This is a genomic window from Photobacterium sp. ABD4_091 (assembly GCF_056160145.1).
On record NZ_JBSWWQ010000001.1, the window covers coordinates 820,196 to 842,598 of the forward strand.

The 22,403-nt window shown below is 52.7% G+C and carries 19 protein-coding genes and 26 tRNA genes; 38 read left to right on the plus strand and 7 right to left on the minus strand.

The window, feature by feature from the left end; all coding sequences use genetic code 11:
- Positions 1–99: 99 nt before the first annotated feature.
- The 6 genes from kdsA to hemA are packed head-to-tail and all read right to left on the minus strand — an operon-like array spanning position 100 to position 5,461.
- Entirely contained in the window at positions 100–954 is an 855-nt protein-coding gene (gene kdsA / locus ACXAGQ_RS03510) for a 3-deoxy-8-phosphooctulonate synthase (protein WP_475251866.1), read from the minus strand.
- A 38-nt stretch (positions 955–992) separates the two neighbouring features.
- Entirely contained in the window at positions 993–1,805 is an 813-nt protein-coding gene (locus ACXAGQ_RS03515; protein WP_475251868.1) for a SirB1 family protein, read from the minus strand.
- Positions 1,806–1,807: 2 nt separating this feature from the next.
- Positions 1,808–2,188, minus strand: a complete 381-nt coding sequence (locus tag ACXAGQ_RS03520) for a SirB2 family protein (RefSeq protein WP_475254655.1) — start codon at positions 2,186–2,188, stop codon at positions 1,808–1,810.
- A gap of 22 nt (positions 2,189–2,210) precedes the next feature.
- On the minus strand, positions 2,211–3,059 hold the full coding sequence (gene prmC, locus ACXAGQ_RS03525) for a peptide chain release factor N(5)-glutamine methyltransferase (protein WP_475251870.1): 849 nt from the start codon (positions 3,057–3,059) through the stop codon (positions 2,211–2,213).
- Entirely contained in the window at positions 3,059–4,147 is a 1,089-nt protein-coding gene (gene prfA / locus ACXAGQ_RS03530; protein WP_475251872.1) for a peptide chain release factor 1, read from the minus strand. The genes prmC and prfA overlap by 1 nt, the downstream gene beginning before the upstream one ends.
- Positions 4,148–4,198: 51 nt before the next feature.
- Complete coding sequence (gene hemA / locus ACXAGQ_RS03535) at positions 4,199–5,461, minus strand: glutamyl-tRNA reductase (RefSeq protein WP_475251874.1); 1,263 nt, start codon at positions 5,459–5,461, stop codon at positions 4,199–4,201.
- A gap of 245 nt (positions 5,462–5,706) precedes the next feature.
- Between hemA and lolB the strand changes: the two genes are divergently transcribed.
- The 31 genes from lolB (at position 5,707) to ACXAGQ_RS03690 (ending at position 13,632) form a co-directional block, all read left to right on the plus strand.
- Positions 5,707–6,339 carry a lipoprotein insertase outer membrane protein LolB gene (gene lolB, locus ACXAGQ_RS03540; RefSeq protein ID WP_475251876.1) on the plus strand — a complete coding sequence of 211 codons (633 nt, stop codon included), beginning with the start codon at positions 5,707–5,709 and terminating at the stop codon, positions 6,337–6,339.
- Positions 6,340–6,347: 8 nt separating this feature from the next.
- On the plus strand, positions 6,348–7,211 hold the full coding sequence (gene ispE / locus ACXAGQ_RS03545; RefSeq protein ID WP_475251878.1) for a 4-(cytidine 5'-diphospho)-2-C-methyl-D-erythritol kinase: 864 nt from the start codon (positions 6,348–6,350) through the stop codon (positions 7,209–7,211).
- Between the two features lie 32 nt (positions 7,212–7,243).
- Positions 7,244–8,191, plus strand: a complete 948-nt coding sequence (locus tag ACXAGQ_RS03550) for a ribose-phosphate pyrophosphokinase (RefSeq protein WP_475251880.1) — start codon at positions 7,244–7,246, stop codon at positions 8,189–8,191.
- Between the two features lie 126 nt (positions 8,192–8,317).
- Complete coding sequence (pth, locus tag ACXAGQ_RS03555) at positions 8,318–8,908, plus strand: aminoacyl-tRNA hydrolase (protein ID WP_475251882.1); 591 nt, start codon at positions 8,318–8,320, stop codon at positions 8,906–8,908.
- A gap of 90 nt (positions 8,909–8,998) precedes the next feature.
- Positions 8,999–10,090, plus strand: a complete 1,092-nt coding sequence (gene ychF, locus ACXAGQ_RS03560) for a redox-regulated ATPase YchF (RefSeq protein WP_475251884.1) — start codon at positions 8,999–9,001, stop codon at positions 10,088–10,090.
- A 304-nt stretch (positions 10,091–10,394) separates the two neighbouring features.
- Positions 10,395–10,471: transfer RNA gene (locus tag ACXAGQ_RS03565), tRNA-Met, on the plus strand.
- Between the two features lie 29 nt (positions 10,472–10,500).
- Positions 10,501–10,585, plus strand: a tRNA-Leu gene (locus ACXAGQ_RS03570).
- A 55-nt stretch (positions 10,586–10,640) separates the two neighbouring features.
- Positions 10,641–10,715 (plus strand) — tRNA-Gln (locus ACXAGQ_RS03575).
- Between the two features lie 45 nt (positions 10,716–10,760).
- A tRNA-Met gene (locus ACXAGQ_RS03580) sits at positions 10,761–10,837 on the plus strand.
- A 32-nt stretch (positions 10,838–10,869) separates the two neighbouring features.
- A tRNA-Leu gene (locus ACXAGQ_RS03585) sits at positions 10,870–10,954 on the plus strand.
- 56 nt (positions 10,955–11,010) lie between these two features.
- Positions 11,011–11,085, plus strand: a tRNA-Gln gene (locus ACXAGQ_RS03590).
- Positions 11,086–11,130: 45 nt separating this feature from the next.
- A tRNA-Met gene (locus ACXAGQ_RS03595) sits at positions 11,131–11,207 on the plus strand.
- Between the two features lie 32 nt (positions 11,208–11,239).
- Positions 11,240–11,324, plus strand: a tRNA-Leu gene (locus ACXAGQ_RS03600).
- A gap of 57 nt (positions 11,325–11,381) precedes the next feature.
- A tRNA-Gln gene (locus tag ACXAGQ_RS03605) sits at positions 11,382–11,456 on the plus strand.
- A 36-nt stretch (positions 11,457–11,492) separates the two neighbouring features.
- Positions 11,493–11,569, plus strand: a tRNA-Met gene (locus tag ACXAGQ_RS03610).
- A 29-nt stretch (positions 11,570–11,598) separates the two neighbouring features.
- Positions 11,599–11,683, plus strand: a tRNA-Leu gene (locus ACXAGQ_RS03615).
- Positions 11,684–11,753: 70 nt separating this feature from the next.
- Positions 11,754–11,838: transfer RNA gene (locus ACXAGQ_RS03620), tRNA-Leu, on the plus strand.
- A gap of 38 nt (positions 11,839–11,876) precedes the next feature.
- A tRNA-Gln gene (locus ACXAGQ_RS03625) sits at positions 11,877–11,951 on the plus strand.
- 36 nt (positions 11,952–11,987) lie between these two features.
- A tRNA-Met gene (locus ACXAGQ_RS03630) sits at positions 11,988–12,064 on the plus strand.
- A gap of 29 nt (positions 12,065–12,093) precedes the next feature.
- Positions 12,094–12,178 (plus strand) — tRNA-Leu (locus tag ACXAGQ_RS03635).
- 70 nt (positions 12,179–12,248) lie between these two features.
- Positions 12,249–12,333: transfer RNA gene (locus ACXAGQ_RS03640), tRNA-Leu, on the plus strand.
- 38 nt (positions 12,334–12,371) lie between these two features.
- Positions 12,372–12,446 (plus strand) — tRNA-Gln (locus ACXAGQ_RS03645).
- A gap of 42 nt (positions 12,447–12,488) precedes the next feature.
- Positions 12,489–12,573, plus strand: a tRNA-Leu gene (locus tag ACXAGQ_RS03650).
- 56 nt (positions 12,574–12,629) lie between these two features.
- A tRNA-Gln gene (locus ACXAGQ_RS03655) sits at positions 12,630–12,704 on the plus strand.
- Between the two features lie 43 nt (positions 12,705–12,747).
- Positions 12,748–12,832, plus strand: a tRNA-Leu gene (locus ACXAGQ_RS03660).
- Positions 12,833–12,902: 70 nt separating this feature from the next.
- A tRNA-Leu gene (locus tag ACXAGQ_RS03665) sits at positions 12,903–12,987 on the plus strand.
- 37 nt (positions 12,988–13,024) lie between these two features.
- A tRNA-Gln gene (locus tag ACXAGQ_RS03670) sits at positions 13,025–13,099 on the plus strand.
- 42 nt (positions 13,100–13,141) lie between these two features.
- Positions 13,142–13,226: transfer RNA gene (locus ACXAGQ_RS03675), tRNA-Leu, on the plus strand.
- 72 nt (positions 13,227–13,298) lie between these two features.
- Positions 13,299–13,383: transfer RNA gene (locus tag ACXAGQ_RS03680), tRNA-Leu, on the plus strand.
- Between the two features lie 32 nt (positions 13,384–13,415).
- Positions 13,416–13,490: transfer RNA gene (locus tag ACXAGQ_RS03685), tRNA-Gln, on the plus strand.
- 57 nt (positions 13,491–13,547) lie between these two features.
- A tRNA-Leu gene (locus tag ACXAGQ_RS03690) sits at positions 13,548–13,632 on the plus strand.
- Positions 13,633–13,830: 198 nt separating this feature from the next.
- Here the strand turns inward: ACXAGQ_RS03690 and ACXAGQ_RS03695 are convergent.
- Complete coding sequence (locus ACXAGQ_RS03695; RefSeq protein WP_475251886.1) at positions 13,831–14,991, minus strand: 2-octaprenyl-3-methyl-6-methoxy-1,4-benzoquinol hydroxylase; 1,161 nt, start codon at positions 14,989–14,991, stop codon at positions 13,831–13,833.
- Between the two features lie 129 nt (positions 14,992–15,120).
- Between ACXAGQ_RS03695 and mtgA the strand changes: the two genes are divergently transcribed.
- The 7 genes from mtgA (at position 15,121) to ACXAGQ_RS03730 (ending at position 22,389) form a co-directional block, all read left to right on the plus strand.
- A complete protein-coding gene (gene mtgA / locus ACXAGQ_RS03700) occupies positions 15,121–15,825 on the plus strand; it encodes a monofunctional biosynthetic peptidoglycan transglycosylase (protein WP_475251888.1) in 705 nt (234 codons plus the stop codon).
- 160 nt (positions 15,826–15,985) lie between these two features.
- Positions 15,986–17,410 carry a tRNA (N6-isopentenyl adenosine(37)-C2)-methylthiotransferase MiaB gene (gene miaB / locus ACXAGQ_RS03705; RefSeq protein WP_475251890.1) on the plus strand — a complete coding sequence of 475 codons (1,425 nt, stop codon included), beginning with the start codon at positions 15,986–15,988 and terminating at the stop codon, positions 17,408–17,410.
- A gap of 81 nt (positions 17,411–17,491) precedes the next feature.
- Positions 17,492–18,583: a PhoH family protein gene (locus tag ACXAGQ_RS03710; protein WP_475251892.1), complete on the plus strand. Its 1,092-nt coding sequence runs from the start codon at positions 17,492–17,494 to the stop codon at positions 18,581–18,583.
- Positions 18,583–19,047, plus strand: coding sequence for an rRNA maturation RNase YbeY (gene ybeY / locus ACXAGQ_RS03715; RefSeq protein WP_475251894.1), 465 nt, complete (start codon positions 18,583–18,585; stop codon positions 19,045–19,047). The genes ACXAGQ_RS03710 and ybeY overlap by 1 nt, the downstream gene beginning before the upstream one ends.
- A gap of 100 nt (positions 19,048–19,147) precedes the next feature.
- Positions 19,148–20,020 carry a CNNM family magnesium/cobalt transport protein CorC gene (corC, locus tag ACXAGQ_RS03720; protein WP_475238748.1) on the plus strand — a complete coding sequence of 291 codons (873 nt, stop codon included), beginning with the start codon at positions 19,148–19,150 and terminating at the stop codon, positions 20,018–20,020.
- Between the two features lie 3 nt (positions 20,021–20,023).
- A complete protein-coding gene (gene lnt / locus ACXAGQ_RS03725; RefSeq protein ID WP_475251896.1) occupies positions 20,024–21,583 on the plus strand; it encodes an apolipoprotein N-acyltransferase in 1,560 nt (519 codons plus the stop codon).
- 134 nt (positions 21,584–21,717) lie between these two features.
- The gene (locus tag ACXAGQ_RS03730) at positions 21,718–22,389 is read left to right on the plus strand and encodes a lipid-binding SYLF domain-containing protein (protein WP_475251898.1); all 672 of its coding nucleotides are present in this window, start codon (positions 21,718–21,720) and stop codon (positions 22,387–22,389) included.
- Positions 22,390–22,403 lie beyond the last annotated feature (14 nt).

Genomic DNA, 22,403 nt, shown 5'->3' on the forward strand with positions numbered 1-22,403 from the left:
CAAACCGAAGCGACAGCAATAAAAAAGGCGATACCTTTCGGTATCGCCTTTTTGTTATCCACTTTTTACTCTCAATAAGAGGAATCCAGCAAGCGTATATTACTTGATTTCAATCTCTTCGAAGCCTTTGACTAAGTCATCAAGCTGCTTCAACTGCGCTAGGAATGGCTCTAGCTTGTCCAGTGGGAACGCAGATGGACCGTCACAGCGAGCCTGATCCGGGGTCGGGTGCGCTTCCATGAACAGGCCGGCAATCTTAGTTGCCAAGCCAGAGCGTGCCAAATCAACAGTTTGCTCACGGCGGCCACCAGAAGCAGCACCGTTTGGATCGCGACACTGCAGGGCGTGGGTCACGTCGAAAATGATCGGGCTGCCGTTAGACGCCTTCTTCATTACATCGAAGCCCAGCATATCAACCACTAGGTTGTCATAGCCGTGCAGCACACCGCGCTCACACAGGATGATATTCTCGTTGTCGCACTCTGCGAATTTTTCAACGATGTTGCCTACTTGGCCCGGGCTCATGAACTGGGGCTTCTTCACGTTGATCACCGCGCCGGTTTTTGCCATTGCCTGAACAAGGTCAGTCTGGCGGGCAAGGAAAGCCGGAAGCTGGATCACATCCACCACATCAGCAACGGGCTGTGCCTGGTACTGCTCGTGGATATCCGTGATGATTTTCACGCCGAAAGTATCTTTCAGCTCCTGGAAAATTTTCAGGCCCTCTTCCATACCCGGACCACGGTACGAGTGCACTGAAGAGCGGTTAGCTTTGTCGAAAGAAGCCTTGAAGACATAAGGAATGCCTAGCTTGTCTGTCACTTCAACGTACTTCTCACAGATCTGCATCGCCAGATCACGTGATTCCAGCACGTTCATACCGCCGAATAGGACAAACGGCTTATCATTGGCAACATCGATATCGCCAACGCGAACAACTTTCTGTTCCATCATCTTCTCTCTTAATTTTATTTAGCCCAGACCTGCAAGGGTTAGTGCAGGGTCAGCGGCTCTTTGTTGAGTTCTTTGACCTGAAGCTTCAGCAACTCGGCAGCTGGGTCTTCAGGGCATTGCTCGATAAAATACTTGTAATCCAGGGCAGCGGCATGGCTGCACTCCAGTTGCTGGTAAATATAGCCGCGATCACGGATTTCGTGCGGGTCGCCCGGGCGAAAAGCCCCCAGCACAACATCGCTGCAGCGCAATGCTTCGGCAAACAAGCCTTCGCGCAGCAGCGCGCTTTTCATCACCGTCAGCCAGCGTGCCAGCACGTCGTAATTGCCGGCCGTCGCAAAATGTTCGTTGCGCAGCTCGGTAAACGGCCCTTTGTGGCCTTTCAGCCAGGCCGCCATGACATGCTTACTCAGGTATTCACCATCAAACGGGTTGATGAACTGGGGTTCACTGCCGTACCACTCTACCTTAAGCACAAACTGGGTCGGGAAAGCCACGGCGCTTACCGGCAGATCCAGGCGCTGCGCCAGAAACAGGAACAGTGCCCCCAAAGACACCGGGATCCCTTTCTTGCGCTCGAGCACTTTGTCGAGAAACACGTTATCGGATGAGTAATACTGCTCGTGGTCGCCAATAAAGCCCCACTCACGGTAGAAAAGGCGTAGCAGCCCCTCAAGGCGCAGGTAGCTGTCAGGCTCATCCATCAAAGCCTGCTCGGCCTCCTGGGCAAGACGCTCCAGCTGGATATTCACCCAGCCAGCAGGGAAGCGCGGATCCACCGCATCTGTCATCGCAACCACGCCATCCACCAGCGGCATCTGCTCCAGTTCTTGTTCGGTAAAGCGTAACATGGTTATCCTAGGAAAGAGGTTTTGGTCATTGCAATCTTGGCGGCAGCCATCACCCAGCCCAGAGAGCCAAAGAAGGCAAAGGTCTTAAAGACCTTGTTCGAGCCGATCTTCAAGGTGAAGTAGCCAAGTGCAATATAGGCCAGCACACAGCTAAGCTTTTGTGTCATCCAGCCCCCGGCTGCCGTAAATGGCACGAAACCGGTAATAAGAATCAAGACTACACCCGTCAGCAGCAGCACTGTGTCTACCACATGGGGGGTAATTTTGAGGAATTTTTTCTCGTTCAGTGACGAGTTGGCCATCATCAAGCAGTAACGCAAGATAAACAAAGTCACGCTAAGCGCAATAGCCAGCATATGTAGGTGTTTTATCGCAGGGTACATTGCATACATTGTTATTATCTCTCTATCCTTGCCAGCGGCCCATGGTCACACGATCCAGGCCGGCATAATCCTGTGCTGTGGAGACCTCATGGTAACCCAGCGCGTCTAAAATTCCACGTACAGCCAAACCTTGCTCGTAACCGTGCTCCATCAGCAGCCAACCGCCAGCTTCAAGGTGTTGGCGGCCCTGCTCACTAATCAGCTGGATATCAGCCAATCCGTGGTTGTCTGCGACCAAGGCACTCTTCGGCTCAAACCGGACATCGCCCTGCTCAAGGTGGGGATCCGCTTTGTCGATGTATGGCGGGTTACTGACAATCACCGAAAAACGCTCTTGCTCTGACAGCGGGCTATACCAGCTACCAGAAAGGAAACGTGCATTGGTGATGTACAGATTGGCACGATTTTCCTCGGCAAGCGCAGCGGCTTCGGGGCGCAGGTCAATACCAGTAACGCTAATATTGCGTCGCTCAGAAGCGATTGCTAGCGCAATGGCACCCGTTCCAGTACCCAGATCCAGCACCTTGCAGGCATCGGTAGGCAGCTTATCCAAAGCCAGCTCCACCAACCTTTCGGTATCCGGGCGCGGGATCAGGGTATGGGGTGCCACTTTTAGCGGCAGCGACCAAAACTCACGCTCGCCAACGATATACGCCACCGGCTCACCGGTCAGCCGCCTTGCCAGCACAGAGTCAAAGGCTGCTTGCTGGGCAGCATCCAATTCTTTTTCCGGCCAGGTCAGCAGGTAACTACGGGGCTTATCGAGGACATGGCACAGCAAAACGGCCGCATCGATATGCGGGCTATCGGAGCCCGCATCACTCAATGCCTTAGCCGCCAGCTTAAGCTGGGCGTCTATCGACAGGGTCATTAGTTCTGCTCAGCCATAGCTGCTAGCTGATCGGCTTGGTGCTCTTGAAGAACCGGCTGGATCAAGCTGTCCATATCGCCTTCCATCACTTCGTTCAGGCGGTAGATAGTCAGGTTGATACGGTGATCAGAGACACGGCCCTGCGGGTAGTTGTAGGTACGGATGCGGTCTGAACGATCGCCCGAGCCTAGCAGATTACGACGCGTGCTAGCCTCTTCGGCATGGCGCTTCTCTTCCTCAGCCTGGATAATACGGGCTGCCAGTACAGACATCGCCTTTGCTTTGTTCTTGTGCTGTGAACGCTCGTCCTGACACTCAACCACAATGCCGGTTGGCAGGTGGGTAATACGGATAGCAGAATCTGTGGTGTTAACGTGCTGACCACCGGCGCCCGAGGCACGGAAGGTATCGATTTTCAGATCGCCAGCATTGATTTCAGGGATTTCCGCTTCAGGGATCTCCGGCATTACCGCGACGGTACAAGCAGACGTGTGGACACGGCCCTGGGATTCGGTCGCCGGTACACGCTGGACACGGTGGCCACCTGATTCAAACTTCAGTGTGCCGTAAACGGCTTCGCCGCTGACTTTGGCGATCATTTCCTTGTAGCCACCGTGCTCGGCATCGTTGGCACTCATCACTTCGACACGCCAGCCGCGCGATTCTGCGTATTTGCTATACATACGGAACAGATCGCCCGCGAAGATGCCAGCTTCATCACCACCGGCACCGGCACGGATTTCAACGAAGCAGTTACGCTCGTCGTTTGGATCTTTAGGGATCAGCAGAACCTGAAGCTCATCTTCTAGGCGGATGATCTCCGCTTTCGCTTCCTTGACTTCCTCCTGCGCCATTTCGCGCATTTCAGGGTCGTCTTCGTTGGCCATCTCTTCAGCAGTCGCCAAATCTTCTTTAGCTTGCTGGTAAGCCTGGAAGCATTGGGTTACTTCCTCCAGCTGTGAATATTCACGGGAAAGCGCACGGAACTTGTCCTGGTTACCAATGATCTCTGGATCACCGAGCAAATGCTGGACTTCTTCATAACGCTCAACCAGCGTTTCTAATTTCACTAAAATTGAAGGTTTCATATAGATTTCTACTGTATTCCACTATAGGCAGGGAAGGCTCCCCTGCCAGGATTAATTCTTTGCGGTATCTAAACCTAGCGTCTCGCGGATCACAGCCAGTTTCTCTGGCTCCCCTTCTTTCGCCGCCTGCTGCATGGCACGGGTCGGTGCGTGGATAAGCTTGTTGGTCAGTTTGTTACTGAACTCCACCAATACTTTCTCGGGGTCGCCCCCATTGGCCAAAGCCAGAAGGCTGCGGGTCAGCAAGTCTGACTTGAGCTCTTCTGCCTGGCAGCGGTACTGGCGGATGCTATCGACCGCTTCGAGCGACCGGATCCAACTCATGAACGCCGCGCTTTCCTCGCTGACGATGGCCTCGGCCTGTATCGCCGCCACTTTACGCTGTTCACGGTTTTTCTCAACAATGCTGTGCAAATCATCCACCGAGTAAAGGTAAGCATCGTTCAGATCCCCGACTTCCTGCTCGATATCACGGGGAACCGCAATATCGACCAACAGCATAGGCTGATGGCGGCGTGCCTTGATGGCTTTCTCGACCATGCCCTTACCGATAATCGGCAGCGGGCTGGCTGTCGAACTGATCACAATATCCGCCCGGTGCAGGTGCTCCGGAATTTCCGGCAGGCTGATCACCTCAGCGCCAAATTCCCGGGCAAGGTTTTCAGCCCGCTCCTTGGTGCGGTTGGCGACAATCAGCCGGTTACAGCCCTGCTCTACCAAATGGCGGGCAACCAGCTCAATGGTTTCGCCGGCACCAACCAGCAACACCGTTGCTTCTTCGAGTGACTCGAAAATCTGTTTTGCCAATGTACAAGCGGCAAAAGCAACCGAAACCGCATTGCCACCAATATCGGTTTCGGTACGTACCCGCTTGGCCACGGTAAAGGTTTTATGAAACAGCTTTTCCAGCATGCCCTGAATAACATCGTTATCGCGGGCGTCAGAATAGGACTGCTTAACCTGCCCGAGGATCTGCGGCTCGCCCAGTACCAGCGAATCCAGCCCACACGATACCCGCATCAGATGACGAACAGCGGCCTGCTCCTCATGGAAGTACAGGCTTGGCATTAACTCTTCGGTGCTGATCTGGTGGAACTTACTCAACCAGTCAATCATCAGGCCGGGGCCTTGCTGAGCCACATCGCAATAAAGCTCAGTGCGGTTGCAGGTTGAGACAATCACCCCACTATTGACCTCAGGATGATCCTCCAACTGAGCCAGAGCCTGCTTCATCTTTTCAGGCGAAAACGCAACCCGTTCACGCAAGTCTACCGAGGCTGTTTTATGGTTAATTCCTAGTGCAAGCAATGTCATGGAGACGGTGTACCACTTCGCCGATGAAATAAGGTTTAAGGGCGGATTTTACTTGATGCCCCCACTTAATTAAAGAACGCAGATCGAATCAATGCGGCATTAAGCCACATAATTTAGCATTCATTTATTCATAAGATAGGTAAAAAGAGTGATATATACCTTCCTGTTTCCAAGAGAAGGAGTTGGAAATATTAAGATTTTACCGCTATTGTTTGGCAACAATACTCATTAAAAAAGTGATAACGATGATGTCATTATTGCGACATGCCCGCCATCCTTTTGCCCCTGTTTCCCGTAAAACCCCTTGGCTAGCCCTTATTTTTTCGCTGCTGGCCGGCTGTGCAACCCAACCTCCACAGACATCGCAGACCGATTGGGAGAGCCATGAGCAGGCCCTGGAATCACTCTCCAGCTACCAGGCCAAAGGCAAGCTCGGTTACAAAGGGGAGCAGCGCTTTGGCGCCAATTTGATCTGGGAGACCGCCCCTGGCAATGATCACCTGCTGCTGACGAACTTTTTGGGCTCAACCTTACTAAAGCTCGATGCTACCCCTAGCCGCGTGACCCTGGTCGACAACAATGGCAAAACCCATCAGGGCTCCGATGCCAGCGCGTTGGTATCCAGCCTGACCGGTATCAACCTACCAGTAGAGCAGATGCGCGATTGGTTGATTGGCCTGCCAACAGCCGCCGATACCTACCAGCTCAATGACGAAAACCGGGTTGGCTATCTGGCCAAGCGGGTCGATGGCAAACTGTGGCAGCTCGATTACAACGAGTATGACTACTCGGTTAGCCCGGCACTGCCCAAGCGTATGGTCTTGAGCTCGGCCGGTACCAGCATTACCCTTATCATCCACCAATGGTCCATTAACTAGAGTACGCTATGATCACCCGCACCACTGTATGGCCGGCACCGGCCAAGCTGAACCTGTTCCTTTACATCACCGGCCGCCGCGCGGATGGCTACCACGAGCTGCAAACCCTGTTTCAGTTTCTTGATCACAGCGATACCCTGACCATTACCGCTACAAGCGATACTCAAATCACGCTCTCACCGGCGATTGATGGGGTTAAAACCGAAGACAACCTGATCTACCGCGCCGCCGATATGCTGCGCCAGAAAGCCGGGATTCAGGCCGGTGCTGATATCCACATCAACAAAATCCTGCCGATGGGCGGCGGCCTTGGCGGCGGTTCTTCCGATGCCGCAACCACCCTGGTTGCCCTCAACTACCTGTGGCAGGCGAACCTCAGCGTCGATGAATTGGCCGAGCTCGGTTTGGCACTCGGTGCCGATGTCCCGGTGTTTGTCCGTGGGGTCAGTGCGTTTGCCGAGGGCGTGGGCGAGCAATTACAGCCAGCCGAGCCAGATGAGAAGTGGTATCTGGTTGTCAAACCAGAGGTAAATATTGCTACGGTTGATATTTTCACCCATCCGGGGCTAAAAAGAGATAGCAAAAAACGGTCTTTAAATGCACTGTTGGCAGGGGTTTACGAAAACGATTGCGAAAAAATCGTCAGATCACTGCACCCTGAGGTTGATAAGGCGCTTTCGTGGCTGTTAGAATACGCGCCGTCAAGATTGACCGGCACTGGCGCTTGCGTGTTTGCTGAATTTAGCACCCATGAAGCGGCCACTGCAACCCTGAATAAATTACCTAACTGGCTCCAAGGATTTGTCGCAAAAGGTGTCAACACATCTCCCCTTTTGACAGCCTTGAACGCACATTCTACGGATCGTCAGTAACTACAACTTGGACGCAACCTGAGGTTTCCACCGTGCCTGATATGAAGCTGTTTGCTGGTAACGCGACACCAGAACTAGCCCAACGCATTGCTGACCGTCTTTACATTTCTCTAGGAGACGCAACAGTTAACCGTTTTTCCGACGGTGAAGTCTGTGTTCAGATTAATGAAAACGTTCGTGGTAGCGACGTATTTATCATTCAATCTACTTGTGCGCCAACCAATGACAACCTAATGGAACTGGTTGTTATGATCGATGCACTACGCCGTGCTTCTGCAGGCCGTATTACCGCTGTAATCCCTTACTTCGGTTATGCTCGCCAAGACCGCCGCGTCCGTTCTGCCCGTGTGCCAATCACTGCTAAAGTCGTTGCCGACTTCCTTTCAAACGTTGGTGTTGACCGCGTTCTGACTGTTGACCTTCACGCTGAGCAAATCCAGGGCTTCTTCGATGTTCCTGTAGACAACGTGTTCGGTAGCCCAGTACTACTAGAAGACATGCTAGCGAAGAACCTGGAAGATCCAGTGGTTGTTTCTCCAGACATCGGTGGTGTTGTACGTGCTCGCGCTATCGCGAAACTACTGGACGACACTGATATCGCAATCATCGACAAGCGTCGCCCGCGTGCCAACGTTTCTCAGGTTATGCACCTGATCGGTGACGTTGAAGGCCGCGACTGCATCATCGTTGATGACATGATCGATACTGGCGGTACGCTATGTAAAGCTGCCGAAGCGCTGAAAGAGCGCGGTGCGAAGCGTGTATTCGCTTACGCTACCCACCCAGTATTCTCTGGCAGTGCGCCACAGAACATCCGTGAGTCTGTGATTGACGAAGTTATCGTAACTGACTCAATTCCTCTATCTCAGGAAATCCAAGATACTGGCCGTGTATCAGTTCTGACGCTATCTGGCATGCTTGCTGAAGCTATCCGCCGCATCAGCAACGAAGAGTCAATCTCGGCGATGTTCCAGCACTAATTCTGGACAGCCAAAGAGATCCAGCGCCCCGCCCTGTGCGGGGCGTTTTTCGTTTAGATATCAATTTTTCCTATTTTGATATAACATAGCGCGCGATTTTACAGCCCCTAGACTTGAGAGATCAGTGTGAGTAACAATATTCGCCTACTTGTTGGCCTAGCAAACCCCGGAGCCGAATATGCCAGGACCCGCCATAATGCCGGAGCCTGGGTGGTAGAAGAGTTGGCCCGTATACACAACGTCAGCCTTCGCGAGGAAGCCAAGTACTTTGGCCAAACCGGCCGGATCCAGACCAATGGCCAGGATCTTCGCCTGTTGATCCCGTCTACCTACATGAACCTCTCGGGCAAGTCGGTAGCTGCGCTGGCGAAGTTTTTCCAAATCAAGCCAGAAGAGATCATGGTTGCCCACGACGAGCTTGACCTGCCTCCGGGTGTTGCCAAGTTCAAGAAAGGTGGCGGTCACGGCGGCCATAACGGCCTGCGTGATATCATCAGCAAGATGGGCAACAACAAAGATTTCTACCGCCTGCGGATTGGCATCGGCCACCCGGGCGACAAGAACAAGGTGGCCGGCTTTGTCCTAGGCAAAGCGCCTGCCAAAGAGCAAGAGAGTATCGATGCGGCGGTTGACGAAGCAGTGCGTTGCATGGATATTTTGCTCAAAGATGGCTTAAACAAAGCCCAAAATCGACTACATTCATTCAAAGCTGTATAAGCCGGATACTGTAGCCAATACTGAATTTATTTTTCGGCAGCAGGTCTGCCGGACTGTTTTACCGAACAATTACCAAAAGGGTTTCAAACCATGGGTTTTAAATGCGGAATCGTCGGCCTGCCTAACGTAGGTAAGTCCACTCTTTTCAACGCCCTGACCAAAGCAGGGATCGAGGCAGCGAACTTCCCGTTCTGTACTATCGAACCAAACACAGGCGTGGTGCCAGTGCCGGATCTGCGTCTTGATGCCCTGGCAGCAATCGTTAACCCTGAGCGTATCCTGCCGACAACAATGGAATTTGTTGACATCGCAGGCTTGGTTGCCGGTGCGTCTAAAGGTGAAGGCCTGGGTAACAAGTTCCTGGCCAACATTCGTGAAACGGATGCGATCGGCCACGTCGTTCGCTGTTTCGAAAACGAGAACATCATTCACGTAGCAGGTAAAATCAACCCGCTTGACGATATCGAAGTGATCAACCTTGAGCTTGCCTTGGCTGACCTTGATACCTGTGAACGTGCTATCCAGCGCCAGGCCAAGCGTGCCAAAGGCGGTGACAAGGATGCCAAGTTCGAGATCACCGTACTGGAGAAAATGCTACCAACCCTAACCGAAGGTGGCATGGCACGCTCGATTGAGCTTAGCAAGGAAGAGTTCGCTGCAATCAGCTACCTGAACTTCCTAACGCTGAAGCCAACTATGTACATTGCCAACGTGAACGAAGATGGTTTCGAAGATAACGAATACCTAGACATGGTGCGTGAGCACGCGGCGAAAGAAAACGCTGTGGTTGTACCGGTATGTGCCGCTATCGAATCTGAAATCGCTGAGCTTGACGATGCTGACCGTGAAGAGTTCCTATCGGACATGGGCATCGAAGAGCCGGGCCTAAACCGTGTGATCCGCTCTGGTTATGAGCTATTGGATCTGCAAACTTACTTCACAGCAGGTGTGAAGGAAGTGCGTGCATGGACTATCCCTGTAGGTGCTACAGCCCCTCAAGCAGCCGGTAAGATCCACACCGACTTCGAAAAAGGCTTTATCCGTGCAGAAGTCGTTGGTTACGACAACTTTATCGAGTTCAACGGCGAAAGCGGCGCGAAAGAAGCGGGCAAATGGCGCCTGGAAGGTAAAGACTACATCGTTAAAGACGGTGATGTCGTTCACTTCCGCTTCAACGTTTAATCAAGCCTGACGCTTTTTTAACCTCCCGGAAAGCCAGCCATCGCGCTGGCTTTTTTTTATCTAACACCCAAGATCCACTTCACTCTCTTTAGCATCGGTGTTTTAGCGCTTTCACATGGGCTAAAACGCATAAAAGCAGTTGTTTAGCACGGCAAACGCCCAGTTCGTCCAAATAACCAACGAACAAGCGGATTTTTTCAAGATATTCAAAAAAACTGTTGACGCTATTGGCTGGTATGAGCATAATGCGCCCCGTTCCCGAGACGGCGGCCAGATAGGCAAGCTGCTTGGAAAACAACAAAATGGCTACGTAGCTCAGCTGGTTAGAGCACATCACTCATAATGATGGGGTCACAGGTTCGAATCCCGTCGTAGCCACCATCTCCTTCTTAGGAAGCGAGATACAATGTGCGGAAGTGGCGAAATTGGTAGACGCACCAGATTTAGGTTCTGGCGCCGCAAGGTGTGAGAGTTCAAGTCTCTCCTTCCGCACCATTCTTCAATTGGCTTATCGCTTAATTGAAACAAGTCTCTGGAAAGAGCAGTCTGCAGGTCTATCGCCAAGCGGTAAGGCAGCGGCTTTTGATGCCGCCATTCCCTGGTTCGAATCCAGGTAGACCTGCCATCTTTACAAGGTTGTGGATTACTAGTATAGTCGGCAACCCATGATGGCTACGTAGCTCAGCTGGTTAGAGCACATCACTCATAATGATGGGGTCACAGGTTCGAATCCCGTCGTAGCCACCATCTTTCCTCCCTGAGGTTAGATAACAATTTATGCGGAAGTGGCGAAATTGGTAGACGCACCAGATTTAGGTTCTGGCGCCGCAAGGTGTGAGAGTTCAAGTCTCTCCTTCCGCACCATATCTCTTGATTAGCGTTTGCTAGTTAAGGTAAAAGTCTCTGAAAAGAGCAACTGCAGGTCTATCGCCAAGCGGTAAGGCAGCGGCTTTTGATGCCGCCATTCCCTGGTTCGAATCCAGGTAGACCTGCCATCTTTACAAGGTTGTGGATTACTAGTATAGTCGGCAACCCATGATGGCTACGTAGCTCAGCTGGTTAGAGCACATCACTCATAATGATGGGGTCACAGGTTCGAATCCCGTCGTAGCCACCATCTTTCCTCCCTGAGGTTAGATAACAATTTATGCGGAAGTGGCGAAATTGGTAGACGCACCAGATTTAGGTTCTGGCGCCGCAAGGTGTGAGAGTTCAAGTCTCTCCTTCCGCACCATATCTCTTGATTAGCGTTTGCTAGTTAAGATTAAAGTCTCTGAAAAGAGCAGTCTGCAGGTCTATCGCCAAGCGGTAAGGCAGCGGCTTTTGATGCCGCCATTCCCTGGTTCGAATCCAGGTAGACCTGCCATATTACAATCATTAGCAACTGCTGGTGATACATGATGGCTACGTAGCTCAGCTGGTTAGAGCACATCACTCATAATGATGGGGTCACAGGTTCGAATCCCGTCGTAGCCACCATTCTCTCCCTCGGGCGAGAAACAATTTGTGCGGAAGTGGCGAAATTGGTAGACGCACCAGATTTAGGTTCTGGCGCCGCAAGGTGTGAGAGTTCAAGTCTCTCCTTCCGCACCATCATTCTTCGGCTTAGTCTTTGGCTAGGTTGAAAATAACCAGAGAAGCATGCTGGCAACAGCAACAAAATGCGGAAGTGGCGAAATTGGTAGACGCACCAGATTTAGGTTCTGGCGCCGCAAGGTGTGAGAGTTCAAGTCTCTCCTTCCGCACCATTCTCTCTGGTCTTAAAGTCTCTGAAAAGAGCATCTGCAGGTCTATCGCCAAGCGGTAAGGCAGCGGCTTTTGATGCCGCCATTCCCTGGTTCGAATCCAGGTAGACCTGCCATATTATAATCATTAGCAACTGCTGGTGATACATGATGGCTACGTAGCTCAGCTGGTTAGAGCACATCACTCATAATGATGGGGTCACAGGTTCGAATCCCGTCGTAGCCACCATTCTCTCCCTCGGGCGAGAAACAATTTGTGCGGAAGTGGCGAAATTGGTAGACGCACCAGATTTAGGTTCTGGCGCCGCAAGGTGTGAGAGTTCAAGTCTCTCCTTCCGCACCATCATTCTTCGGCTTAGTCTTTGGCTAGGTTGAAAATAACCAGAGAAGCATGCTGGCAACAGCAACAAAATGCGGAAGTGGCGAAATTGGTAGACGCACCAGATTTAGGTTCTGGCGCCGCAAGGTGTGAGAGTTCAAGTCTCTCCTTCCGCACCATTCTCTCTGGTCTTAAAGTCTCTGAAAAGAGCATCTGCAGGTCTATCGCCAAGCGGTAAGGCAGCGGCTTTTGATGCCGCCATTCCCTGGTTCGAATCCAGGTAGACCTGCCATCATTTAACTTAACGGTTATCTCACGATAAATCGGTAAGTATGCGGAAGTGGCGAAATTGGTAGACGCACCAGATTTAGGTTCTGGCGCCGCAAGGTGTGAGAGTTCAAGTCTCTCCTTCCGCACCATATCTCTTGATTAGCGTTTGCTAGTTAAGCTAAAAGTCTCTGAAAAGAGCAACTGCAGGTCTATCGCCAAGCGGTAAGGCAGCGGCTTTTGATGCCGCCATTCCCTGGTTCGAATCCAGGTAGACCTGCCATCATTTAACTTAACGGTTATCTCAACGATATATCGGTAAGTATGCGGAAGTGGCGAAATTGGTAGACGCACCAGATTTAGGTTCTGGCGCCGCAAGGTGTGAGAGTTCAAGTCTCTCCTTCCGCACCATCATTCTTCGACTTAGTTTTTGGCTAGGTTGAAAATAACCAGAGAAGCATGCTGGCAACAGCAACAAAATGCGGAAGTGGCGAAATTGGTAGACGCACCAGATTTAGGTTCTGGCGCCGCAAGGTGTGAGAGTTCAAGTCTCTCCTTCCGCACCATTCTCTCTGGCTCAAAGTCTCTGAAAAGAGCATCTGCAGGTCTATCGCCAAGCGGTAAGGCAGCGGCTTTTGATGCCGCCATTCCCTGGTTCGAATCCAGGTAGACCTGCCATAATTTAACTTAACGGTTATCTCACGATAAATCGGTAAGTATGCGGAAGTGGCGAAATTGGTAGACGCACCAGATTTAGGTTCTGGCGCCGCAAGGTGTGAGAGTTCAAGTCTCTCCTTCCGCACCATTATTTGAATTGACCATCTTTGGTGTTCGATTCAATGTTAGAGAAATTGCTGAGTGATCAGCTACAATATATGCGGAAGTGGCGAAATTGGTAGACGCACCAGATTTAGGTTCTGGCGCCGCAAGGTGTGAGAGTTCAAGTCTCTCCTTCCGCACCATTCTCTCTAACAAGCTCAATAGAGCAACCTGCAGGGCTATCGCCAAGCGGTAAGGCAGCGGCTTTTGATGCCGCCATTCCCTGGTTCGAATCCAGGTAGCCCTGCCATCTTTTGCTTAACGTCACTACTGATTCATTGCTAAAATGAATTTAGACGGTAAGTACGCGGAAGTGGCGAAATTGGTAGACGCACCAGATTTAGGTTCTGGCGCCGCAAGGTGTGAGAGTTCAAGTCTCTCCTTCCGCACCATCTTTAGAAACCCACCTTTTGGTGGGTTTTCTTATGTCTGGCGCTTGGTTAGCAAAGTACACGACTAGCCAGTAAACTAGGCAGTAGATTTTACAACCAACTCAATGATCGTATCTCTCTGGTTGTTAAGCCGAATGTTTTTAAATAAACATTCGGCTTTTTTCTTTGTGCTGCCTTTTGATCCACAAAGTAGGCTGGCTACATCCCCATCGCGTATTTCAGTACTTTCTGTTTGATAGGGCCGGCTTGTTCAGCCAACTTAAGCCCAGCATTGCGCAGCAACTTCAGCGGCAACAGATCATTACTGAACGTGGTATAGAAAAAATCCATACCGCTTTGCATTAATAGGTTATCCGGACGACGGCGGCGCTCATAGGCTTTGAGCACCCGTAGCTCCGGCCAATCCTGTCCCGCTTTCTCAATTTCATGTAGCAACACATCGACATCCTTGAAGCCCAGGTTTACCCCCTGCCCGGCCAATGGGTTGATAGTATGGGCTGCATCTCCCAGCAGAACAACTCCAGGTTTATAATAGGTCTGGGCATGGCGGCGAGTAAGCGGGAAACGACCATGGTTCAGCACCTTGAAATCGCCGAGCTCTGCCGGAAAATGGGCGATGATCTGTGCTTCCAGTTGTTCAGGGCTCAACGCAGAAAGCTGCTGGATCCGGGATGGGCTGTCATACCACACCAACGAACCTTGATGGCCAGGCAATGGCAAGAATGAGCGAGGACCGTGCGGCGTGAACATCTGCCAGGTGATATCCTGCTGCGGCAATGCTGTCTCGACATTGATCAACATGCAGTGCTGGCGGTAATCCCATGCGGTAATACCAATGCCGGCCTGCTGGCGAACCCTCGAATTCGCACCATCGGCACCAACCAGCAGCGTAGCTTCCAGCTGGCTACCGTCTTCCAGCGCAATCAAGTGGCCACTCTCTGTTTCAGTTGCCGACACCATGCGGGCCGGGCACTTCACCGTCAAGTTCGGGTAGAGTTCGAACTGCTGCCACAGCGCCAGCTGGATCACCCTGTTTTCAACAATATAGCCAAGGCGCTCTAGATGCATTTGCTCAGCATTGAAGCGGGTACGGCACTCGGGGTGCTCCCAGGTTTCAAGCCGCTTGTACGGGCATAGGCGCATGGCAGTAACAGATTCCCATGCTCCCAGCCGCTCCAGCAATGATACAGAATGCGGGGAAATGGCCGATACCCGCAGATCCATTGGCTGCGAGGCTTCATACGGGGCGGGTTGCACCCCTTCCAATACTGCAACGGACAACCCCTGCTGGGCCAAACCTATTGCTGTTGCCGCCCCGACCATACCGCCGCCGGCCACAACCACATCAAACTGTTCCATTCCGGTTTCCATTTGTTATGCTCAATAAAAGTATTAAACGCACTATGGTGCATTGCTGCCATTATTCTATCAAAATTCATCAGCGCATCAGTGATTAATCAGCGCTAACTGCGAGGCAGGGATGTCGGGATGACCGCTTTTATCAAACGCTGGCTGCTCAGGCTGCTATTGCTGACTCTTCTATTGCCCATCCTGTTGGTACTGGGTGGGAAATTCATCGACCCGCCAGTCTGGGGCTGGCAGATTCACCGTGCCATTTTCCCCCCGCAAGGCTACCCATCGCGCGCTGCCCACCAATGGGTGCCGATGGCGGCCATATCGCCCCACGCCCAGCTCGCCGTTATCGCATCGGAGGACCAACACTTTCCGGACCATCACGGTGTGGATATCAATGCCATCCTGACGATTATCAAGCAAACCGGCAGCGATGGCCCCAGCCGCGGTGGCAGCACCATCACCCAGCAGACGGCCAAAAACCTGTTCCTGTTCCCGTCTCGGACTTTCTTGCGTAAAGGTGTCGAGCTGTACTTTTCGCTGTGGATGGAGGTGCTATGGGACAAATCACGGATCCTGGAGGTCTACCTGAACATTGTCGAATTCGGCCCGGGGCTATTCGGGGTGGAAGCGGCCAGCCAGACCTTTTTCGGGATCCCTGCCAAGCGGCTGAGTGCCCAGCAAGCTGCCCAGCTGGCAGCGGTGCTGCCCAACCCCTACCGGATGCAGCCTGCCCCAATGACCCCCTACGTCCAGCAGCGCAGCCGGTGGATCCAAAAACAAATGCGTCAATTGGGGCACCAAACCCTCAATAAACTCAAACCGGTAGCGGCAGAATGAAAAACCACAAAATATTCGGGGTGGTGATGATCTAGTCAGGCACGCGTTAAAGCAGTACAATACGCGGCTTGCTACCGCAGGCGGCCTTGCTTTTGGCCGCCAAAGCGGAATGAAGCAATGTAAAATGCAATGAATAAACACTACGAGTGAAGAGTTAGACATGGCTAAGAAACTGCTTATCAAAACCTGGGGTTGCCAGATGAACGAATACGATTCATCGAAAATGGCCGATCTTCTTAATGCAGCCAATGGCTTCGAGTTAACGGAAGAACCAGAAGAAGCAGACGTTCTGCTGCTTAACACCTGCTCCATCCGTGAAAAAGCCCAGGAAAAAGTGTTCCACCAGCTAGGCCGCTGGAAGACCCTGAAAGACAAGAAACCTGAGCTAGTGATCGGCGTGGGTGGTTGTGTAGCAACCCAGGAAGGCGATTCAATCCGCAAGCGTGCACCTTACGTCGATGTTATTTTCGGCCCGCAGACACTGCACCGCCTGCCTGAGATGATCAAGCAATCGCAGAGCGACCATGCACCGGTTATGGATATTTCCTTCCCGGAAATCGAGAAATTCGACCGCCTGCCAGAGCCACGCGCTGAAGGCCCGACGGCATTCGTATCTATCATGGAAGGCTGCTCTAAGTACTGTACTTACTGTGTGGTTCCTTACACCCGTGGTGAAGAAGTTAGCCGTCCGCTAGATGACGTCCTGTTCGAGATCGCCCAGCTGGCAGAACAAGGTGTACGTGAAGTTAACCTACTAGGCCAGAACGTAAACGCCTACCGTGGTGCAACCCACGACGATGAAATCGCGACGTTCGCAGAATTGCTGCGCTTGGTGGCAGCTATCGACGGTATCGACCGTATTCGCTACACCACCAGCCACCCGATCGAGTTCACCGATGACATTATCGAAGTGTATGAGGACACCCCTGAAGTGGTGAGCTTCCTACACCTGCCTGTTCAGAGTGGTTCAGACCGTATCCTGGCGAACATGAAACGCCCGCACACGGCGATCGAGTACAAGTCGAAAATCCGCAAACTGCGCAAGGCACGTCCGGATATCACCATCAGCTCTGACTTCATTGTTGCTTTCCCAGGCGAGTCTGACCAGGACTTCCAGGATACGATGAAACTGATCCGCGATGTTGACTTTGATATCAGCTTCAGCTTTATCTTCTCTGCCCGCCCAGGGACCCCAGCAGCAGATTACCCTTGTGATCTGACTGAAGAAGTGAAGAAAGAGCGCTTGTACGAACTACAGCAACAGATCAATACTCAAGCTATGCGCTTCTCCCGCCTGATGCTAGATACCGAGCAACGCATCCTGGTTGAAGGCCCATCGAAGAAGAACGTAATGGAATTGCGTGGCCGCACCGAGAACAACCGCGTAGTGAACTTCGAAGGTTCACCTGAGTTGATCGGCCAGTTCGTCGACGTGAAAATCACCGACGTCTTCACCAACTCACTGCGTGGTGAGTTGATCCGCACTGAAGCAGAAATGGACCTGCGCGTCGCGATGTCCCCGGCCGAAGTGATGGAAAAAACACGCAAAGAAGATGAATTGGGTGTTGGCGTATATACTCCATAGTAAGACGCCCGTCTGAACACAAGTAGGACGCGCCCTGAACCCTAGGCCACCCGCGAGGGTGGCCCTATTGAGAGGCAAATCTTGAGCAAAGTTATAACTATTGAATTCAATCTGGAACCCGCCAATAACCAGCGCCTTTCCAGCCTTTGTGGCCCTTTCGACGATAACATCAAACAACTTGAACGCCGTTTGGGTGTAGAAATAAACCACCGCAGCAGCAGTTTCAGCGTGGTCGGCCAGCCCCACACTGCCGAAGCCGCCGCCGATATCATCAAAACCCTGTATGTCGACACCGCCCCGGTGCGCAATACGATCCCAGACATCGAGCCTGACCAGGTTCACCTTGCTATCAAAGAGTCCGGTGTCCTTGAGCAATCGACTGAGTCGAGCATTCCTTACGGCAAGGAAGTGGTGATCAAAACCAAGAAAGGGGTGATCAAGCCACGTACGCCAAACCAGGCTCAGTACATTGCCAACATGGTGCGCCATGACATCACTTTCGGTATTGGCCCGGCAGGTACCGGTAAAACCTACCTTGCGGTTGCCGCTGCTGTCGATGCCCTAGAGCGTCAGGAAATCCGTCGTATCCTGCTAACCCGCCCTGCGGTTGAAGCGGGTGAAAAGCTGGGTTTCTTACCGGGTGATCTAAGCCAGAAAGTCGACCCTTACCTGCGCCCGCTTTACGATGCCCTGTTTGAAATGCTGGGCTTCGAGCGTGTCGAGAAACTGATTGAGCGTAACGTGATTGAAGTGGCCCCACTCGCCTATATGCGTGGCCGTACCCTCAATGACGCCTTTATCATTCTCGATGAGAGCCAGAACACCACTGTCGAGCAGATGAAGATGTTCCTGACCCGTATCGGCTTCAACTCCCGTGCGGTGATCACCGGTGACGTTACCCAGATCGACCTGCCACGCGGTGCGCGCTCTGGCCTGCGCCATGCTATCGAAGTACTGTCTGATGTCGACGAGATCAGCTTCAACTTCTTCCAGGCCGACGATGTTGTCCGCCACCCTGTAGTCGCCCGTATTGTTCAGGCCTACGAGGTATGGGAAAGCGCTGATCAGAAGCAGCGCAAACTGGCAGAGCAACGCCGACGCGAAGAGCAGGCTGCGATGCAGGCACCGGCTGCTGCTGCCGCCCCTGTAACAGAAACGGAAAAAACCAACTAATGGCGATTTACCTTGATCTCCAGGTAGCCACTGAAAACTCAGATGGCATGCCGAGTGAAGCTCAGTTCCAGCAATGGCTAGATAAGGCTGTCACTCCCTTCCAAGCCGATGCCGAGGTCACCATTCGCCTGGTCGACGAGCAAGAGAGCCACAGCCTGAACCACGAGTACCGTGGCAAGGACAAGCCAACCAATGTCCTTTCTTTCCCGTTCGAGGCCCCTCCCGGTGTTGAGCTGGAACTGCTGGGAGATTTGATTATTTGCCGCCAGGTCGTCGAGAAAGAAGCCAAAGAGCAGGATAAACCACTCCATGCCCATTGGGCACACATGGTTGTACATGGCAGTCTGCATCTGCTAGGTTATGACCATATTGAGGACGACGAAGCTGAAGAGATGGAAAGCTTGGAAACGGACATCATGCAACAGATGGGCTTTGCCGATCCATATGCCGAAGAAAAGCACTAACCTTTTCATGATATTGTTGTCAAACAGATACGGTACACTGAGGTACCGTATCAATCCCGTGGCACAGCCACTTAACTGAGAGAAGTAATTCTTACAAACAATGAACGAAGATAACTCACAAAATTCTGAAGGTCCGAGTAGAAAGTCCTTCTTTGAACGAATCGGCCAGCTGTTTCAGGGCGAGCCACAGAACCGCGAAGAACTGGTAGAAGTTTTCCGTGATTCCGAAGAAAACGATTTGATCGACCACGACACCCGCGACATGCTCGAAGGGGTCATGGAAATCTCCGAGATGCGTGTCCGTGACATCATGATCCCGCGCTCTCAGATGGTCACAATCGAACGTTCTCAGAAGCTAGAGGATCTGATTGATTTAATTGTTGATGCCCAACACTCACGCTACCCGGTCATCAGTGACGACAAAGACCACGTCGAAGGGATCCTTCTGGCAAAAGATCTTTTGCGTTACCTACAGCCGAACAGCGAACCGTTCGACATGGAAAAAGTACTGCGACCAGCGGTGGTGGTACCGGAAAGCAAGCGCGTTGACCGCCTGCTGAAGGAATTCCGTGAAGAACGCTACCACATGGCTATTGTGGTGGATGAGTTTGGTGGAGTATCCGGTGTTATCACCATTGAAGATATCCTGGAGCAAATCGTTGGCGAAATCGAAGACGAATTCGATGACGAGGAAGAGCAGGATATCCGTCAGTTAAGCAAGCATACTTTTGCGGTCAAGGCACTGACTACCATTGAAGACTTCAATGAGATGTTCCAGACCCAGTTCAGCGATGAGGAAGTCGACACCGTCGGCGGCCTGGTTATGACCAGTTTCGGCCACCTGCCGACCCGTGGTGAGATCGTTGAGTTGGCGGGCTACTCATTCAAGGTAACGTCAGCCGACAACCGCCGGGTTATTCAGTTGCAAGTGACCGTGCCTCACGAAGCACCACAACCGACGACAACATCATAACGAATGACGACAAATACCCTTAAGAAGTTGGGGCAGCCATTGCTGGCTGTCCCAGCAGGTGCCTTAGCCACCTTATCTTTCGCCCCGTACCACCACTGGTACCTTGCACCCCTTTCCCTGTTTATTTTTCTCTACCTGCTCCAGAACCAATCCGTCAAGCGCTCCGCTTTGATCGGTTTGCTTTGGGGATTGGGCTTGTTTGGTACCGGGATCAGCTGGGTACATGTCAGCATCGCCAACTTCGGTGGGATGCCATGGATTGCCGGCTGGGGGCTGATGGCCCTGCTCATCGGCTACCTTGCGCTCTACCCTGCGGTATTCGGTGCTCTATTCAACAAATTCAACCAAGGCCGCCCATTCCACCAGCTGATGCTGAGCGGCCCGGTGATCTGGCTTGTCCTTGACTGGATCCGCGGCTGGCTGATGACGGGCTTCCCATGGCTATGGCTAGGCTACAGCCAAATCGACAGCCCCTACGCCGGCTTTGCGCCTATTTTAGGCGTAGAGGGGATCACGCTCGCCATCGTAATCAGTTGCGGTGCTCTCGTAGCAGCGACTTACTACCGCAACTGGCGCCCGCTGCTCGTACCGGTGTTTATCTTGGCACTCGGTCTCTTCGCAGGCCAGAAGCAATGGGTCAAACCCGATACGGCCAATACCGTTGATGTCGCGATGATCCAGGGTAACGTGCCGCAAGAAATCAAGTGGCTTCCGAGCCAGCGCTGGCCAACCCTGATGCAATACACCGATCTCACCCGGGAAAACTGGGGGGCCGATATCATCATCTGGCCGGAAGCGGCGATCCCGGCATTAGAGACCCAGGTCACCACCTTCCTCCAGAACCTCGATGCTGCAGCCCGCAACAACAACAGCACGGTGATCACCGGGGTGCTGGATCAAAATGAAGCCGGCGAGTTTTACAACAACATCCTAACGCTGGGCGTCAATGCCGTTGGCCCGTACCAGTATGACCAGGCAGAACGTTACAGCAAGCACCACCTGCTGCCGTTTGGCGAATTCGTCCCCTTTGGCGATATCCTGCGCCCGCTGGCACCGTTCTTCAACCTGCCGATGTCCTCGTTCAGCCGGGGCGATTACATCCAGCCGAACCTCGAGGCCAATGGCTACTCGCTGGCACCGGCCCTGTGTTACGAGGTTGCATTCAGCGAGCAGGTGCGCCGCAACGTCAATATCGACACTGAGTTCCTGCTAACCCTGTCCAACGATACTTGGTTCGGCAAATCGATCGGCCCGTTCCAGCACATGGAAATTGCCCAGATGCGCTCGCTGGAGCTTGGCAAGCCATTGCTGCGGGCAACCAATAGCGGGCTAACCGGCATCGTCGATCACAAGGGTAAAATCACCGCGCAGATCCCGCAGTTTGAAACCGGGGTGCTGAGAGCAGAGGTAGTGCCTACTATCGGTATGACCCCATATACCTCGCTGGGTAGCTGGCCGCTGTATATTTACATGTTGTGGTCGGTGGCCTTGTCTTGGGTCCTGATCCGCCGCCAGGCCGGCCGTTTCCGCGACGAGCAGCCACAAATCAACTATCACGATTAGCCTGCTCAGCAGCCAACGCTGAATAGACGCTGACAATCCTCCCAAAAGGCGAAGGTAACCCCTTCGCCTTTTCATTCACCTTGTTAATATGTTGGGCAAACAACAACAGCACAACGTCTACTTGGGGAATGACCATGAAATCAATCAACAAAATATTCGCCATGCTTTGCAGCGTGGCCATGCTCTGCGTGGCTACTGGCTCGGTAGCAAAAGAAGATCTCGAAACCCAAGCCGCACTTACCCAGTTCCAGGCTGCTTCGCAAACCCAGCCCTTTTTCCATACCGCTTACGGCTATGCGGTCTTCCCGTCGGTCGGCAAGGGCGGCTTCTGGGTTGGCGGGGCTTACGGCAGCGGTACTGTATTCAGAGAGGGTCAAATAACCGGCCATGCCAAGCTATACCAGGTTTCTTTCGGCCTGCAGTTCGGCGGCCAGTCCTACAGTGAAATTGTGTTCTTCCAGGATAAACGCGCCTACGATCGCTTCATGAGCGGTAACTTTGAGCTAGATGCCTCAGCTTCTGCCGTTGCCCTGACTGAGGGTGCCCAGGCCAATGCCGGCACATCGGGCTTCCGCGCCAGTGCAGGGGATAACTACGTTGACGCAGACTACACCAATGGCGTCGCCGTATTCACTGCCGCCAAGGGCGGCATGATGGTTGAAGCTGCCATTGCCGGCCAGAAGTTCAGTGTCGAGCCGGTTAACCACCAGTCTGCCGCTCAGCCAGTGCAGCTGCCAGAGCCGGTTCAGCTTCCTGAAACCCAACCAACCACAGTGGTCGTTGAGACGGTAGAGCCGCTAAGCTAAATCAGTACTTCGCT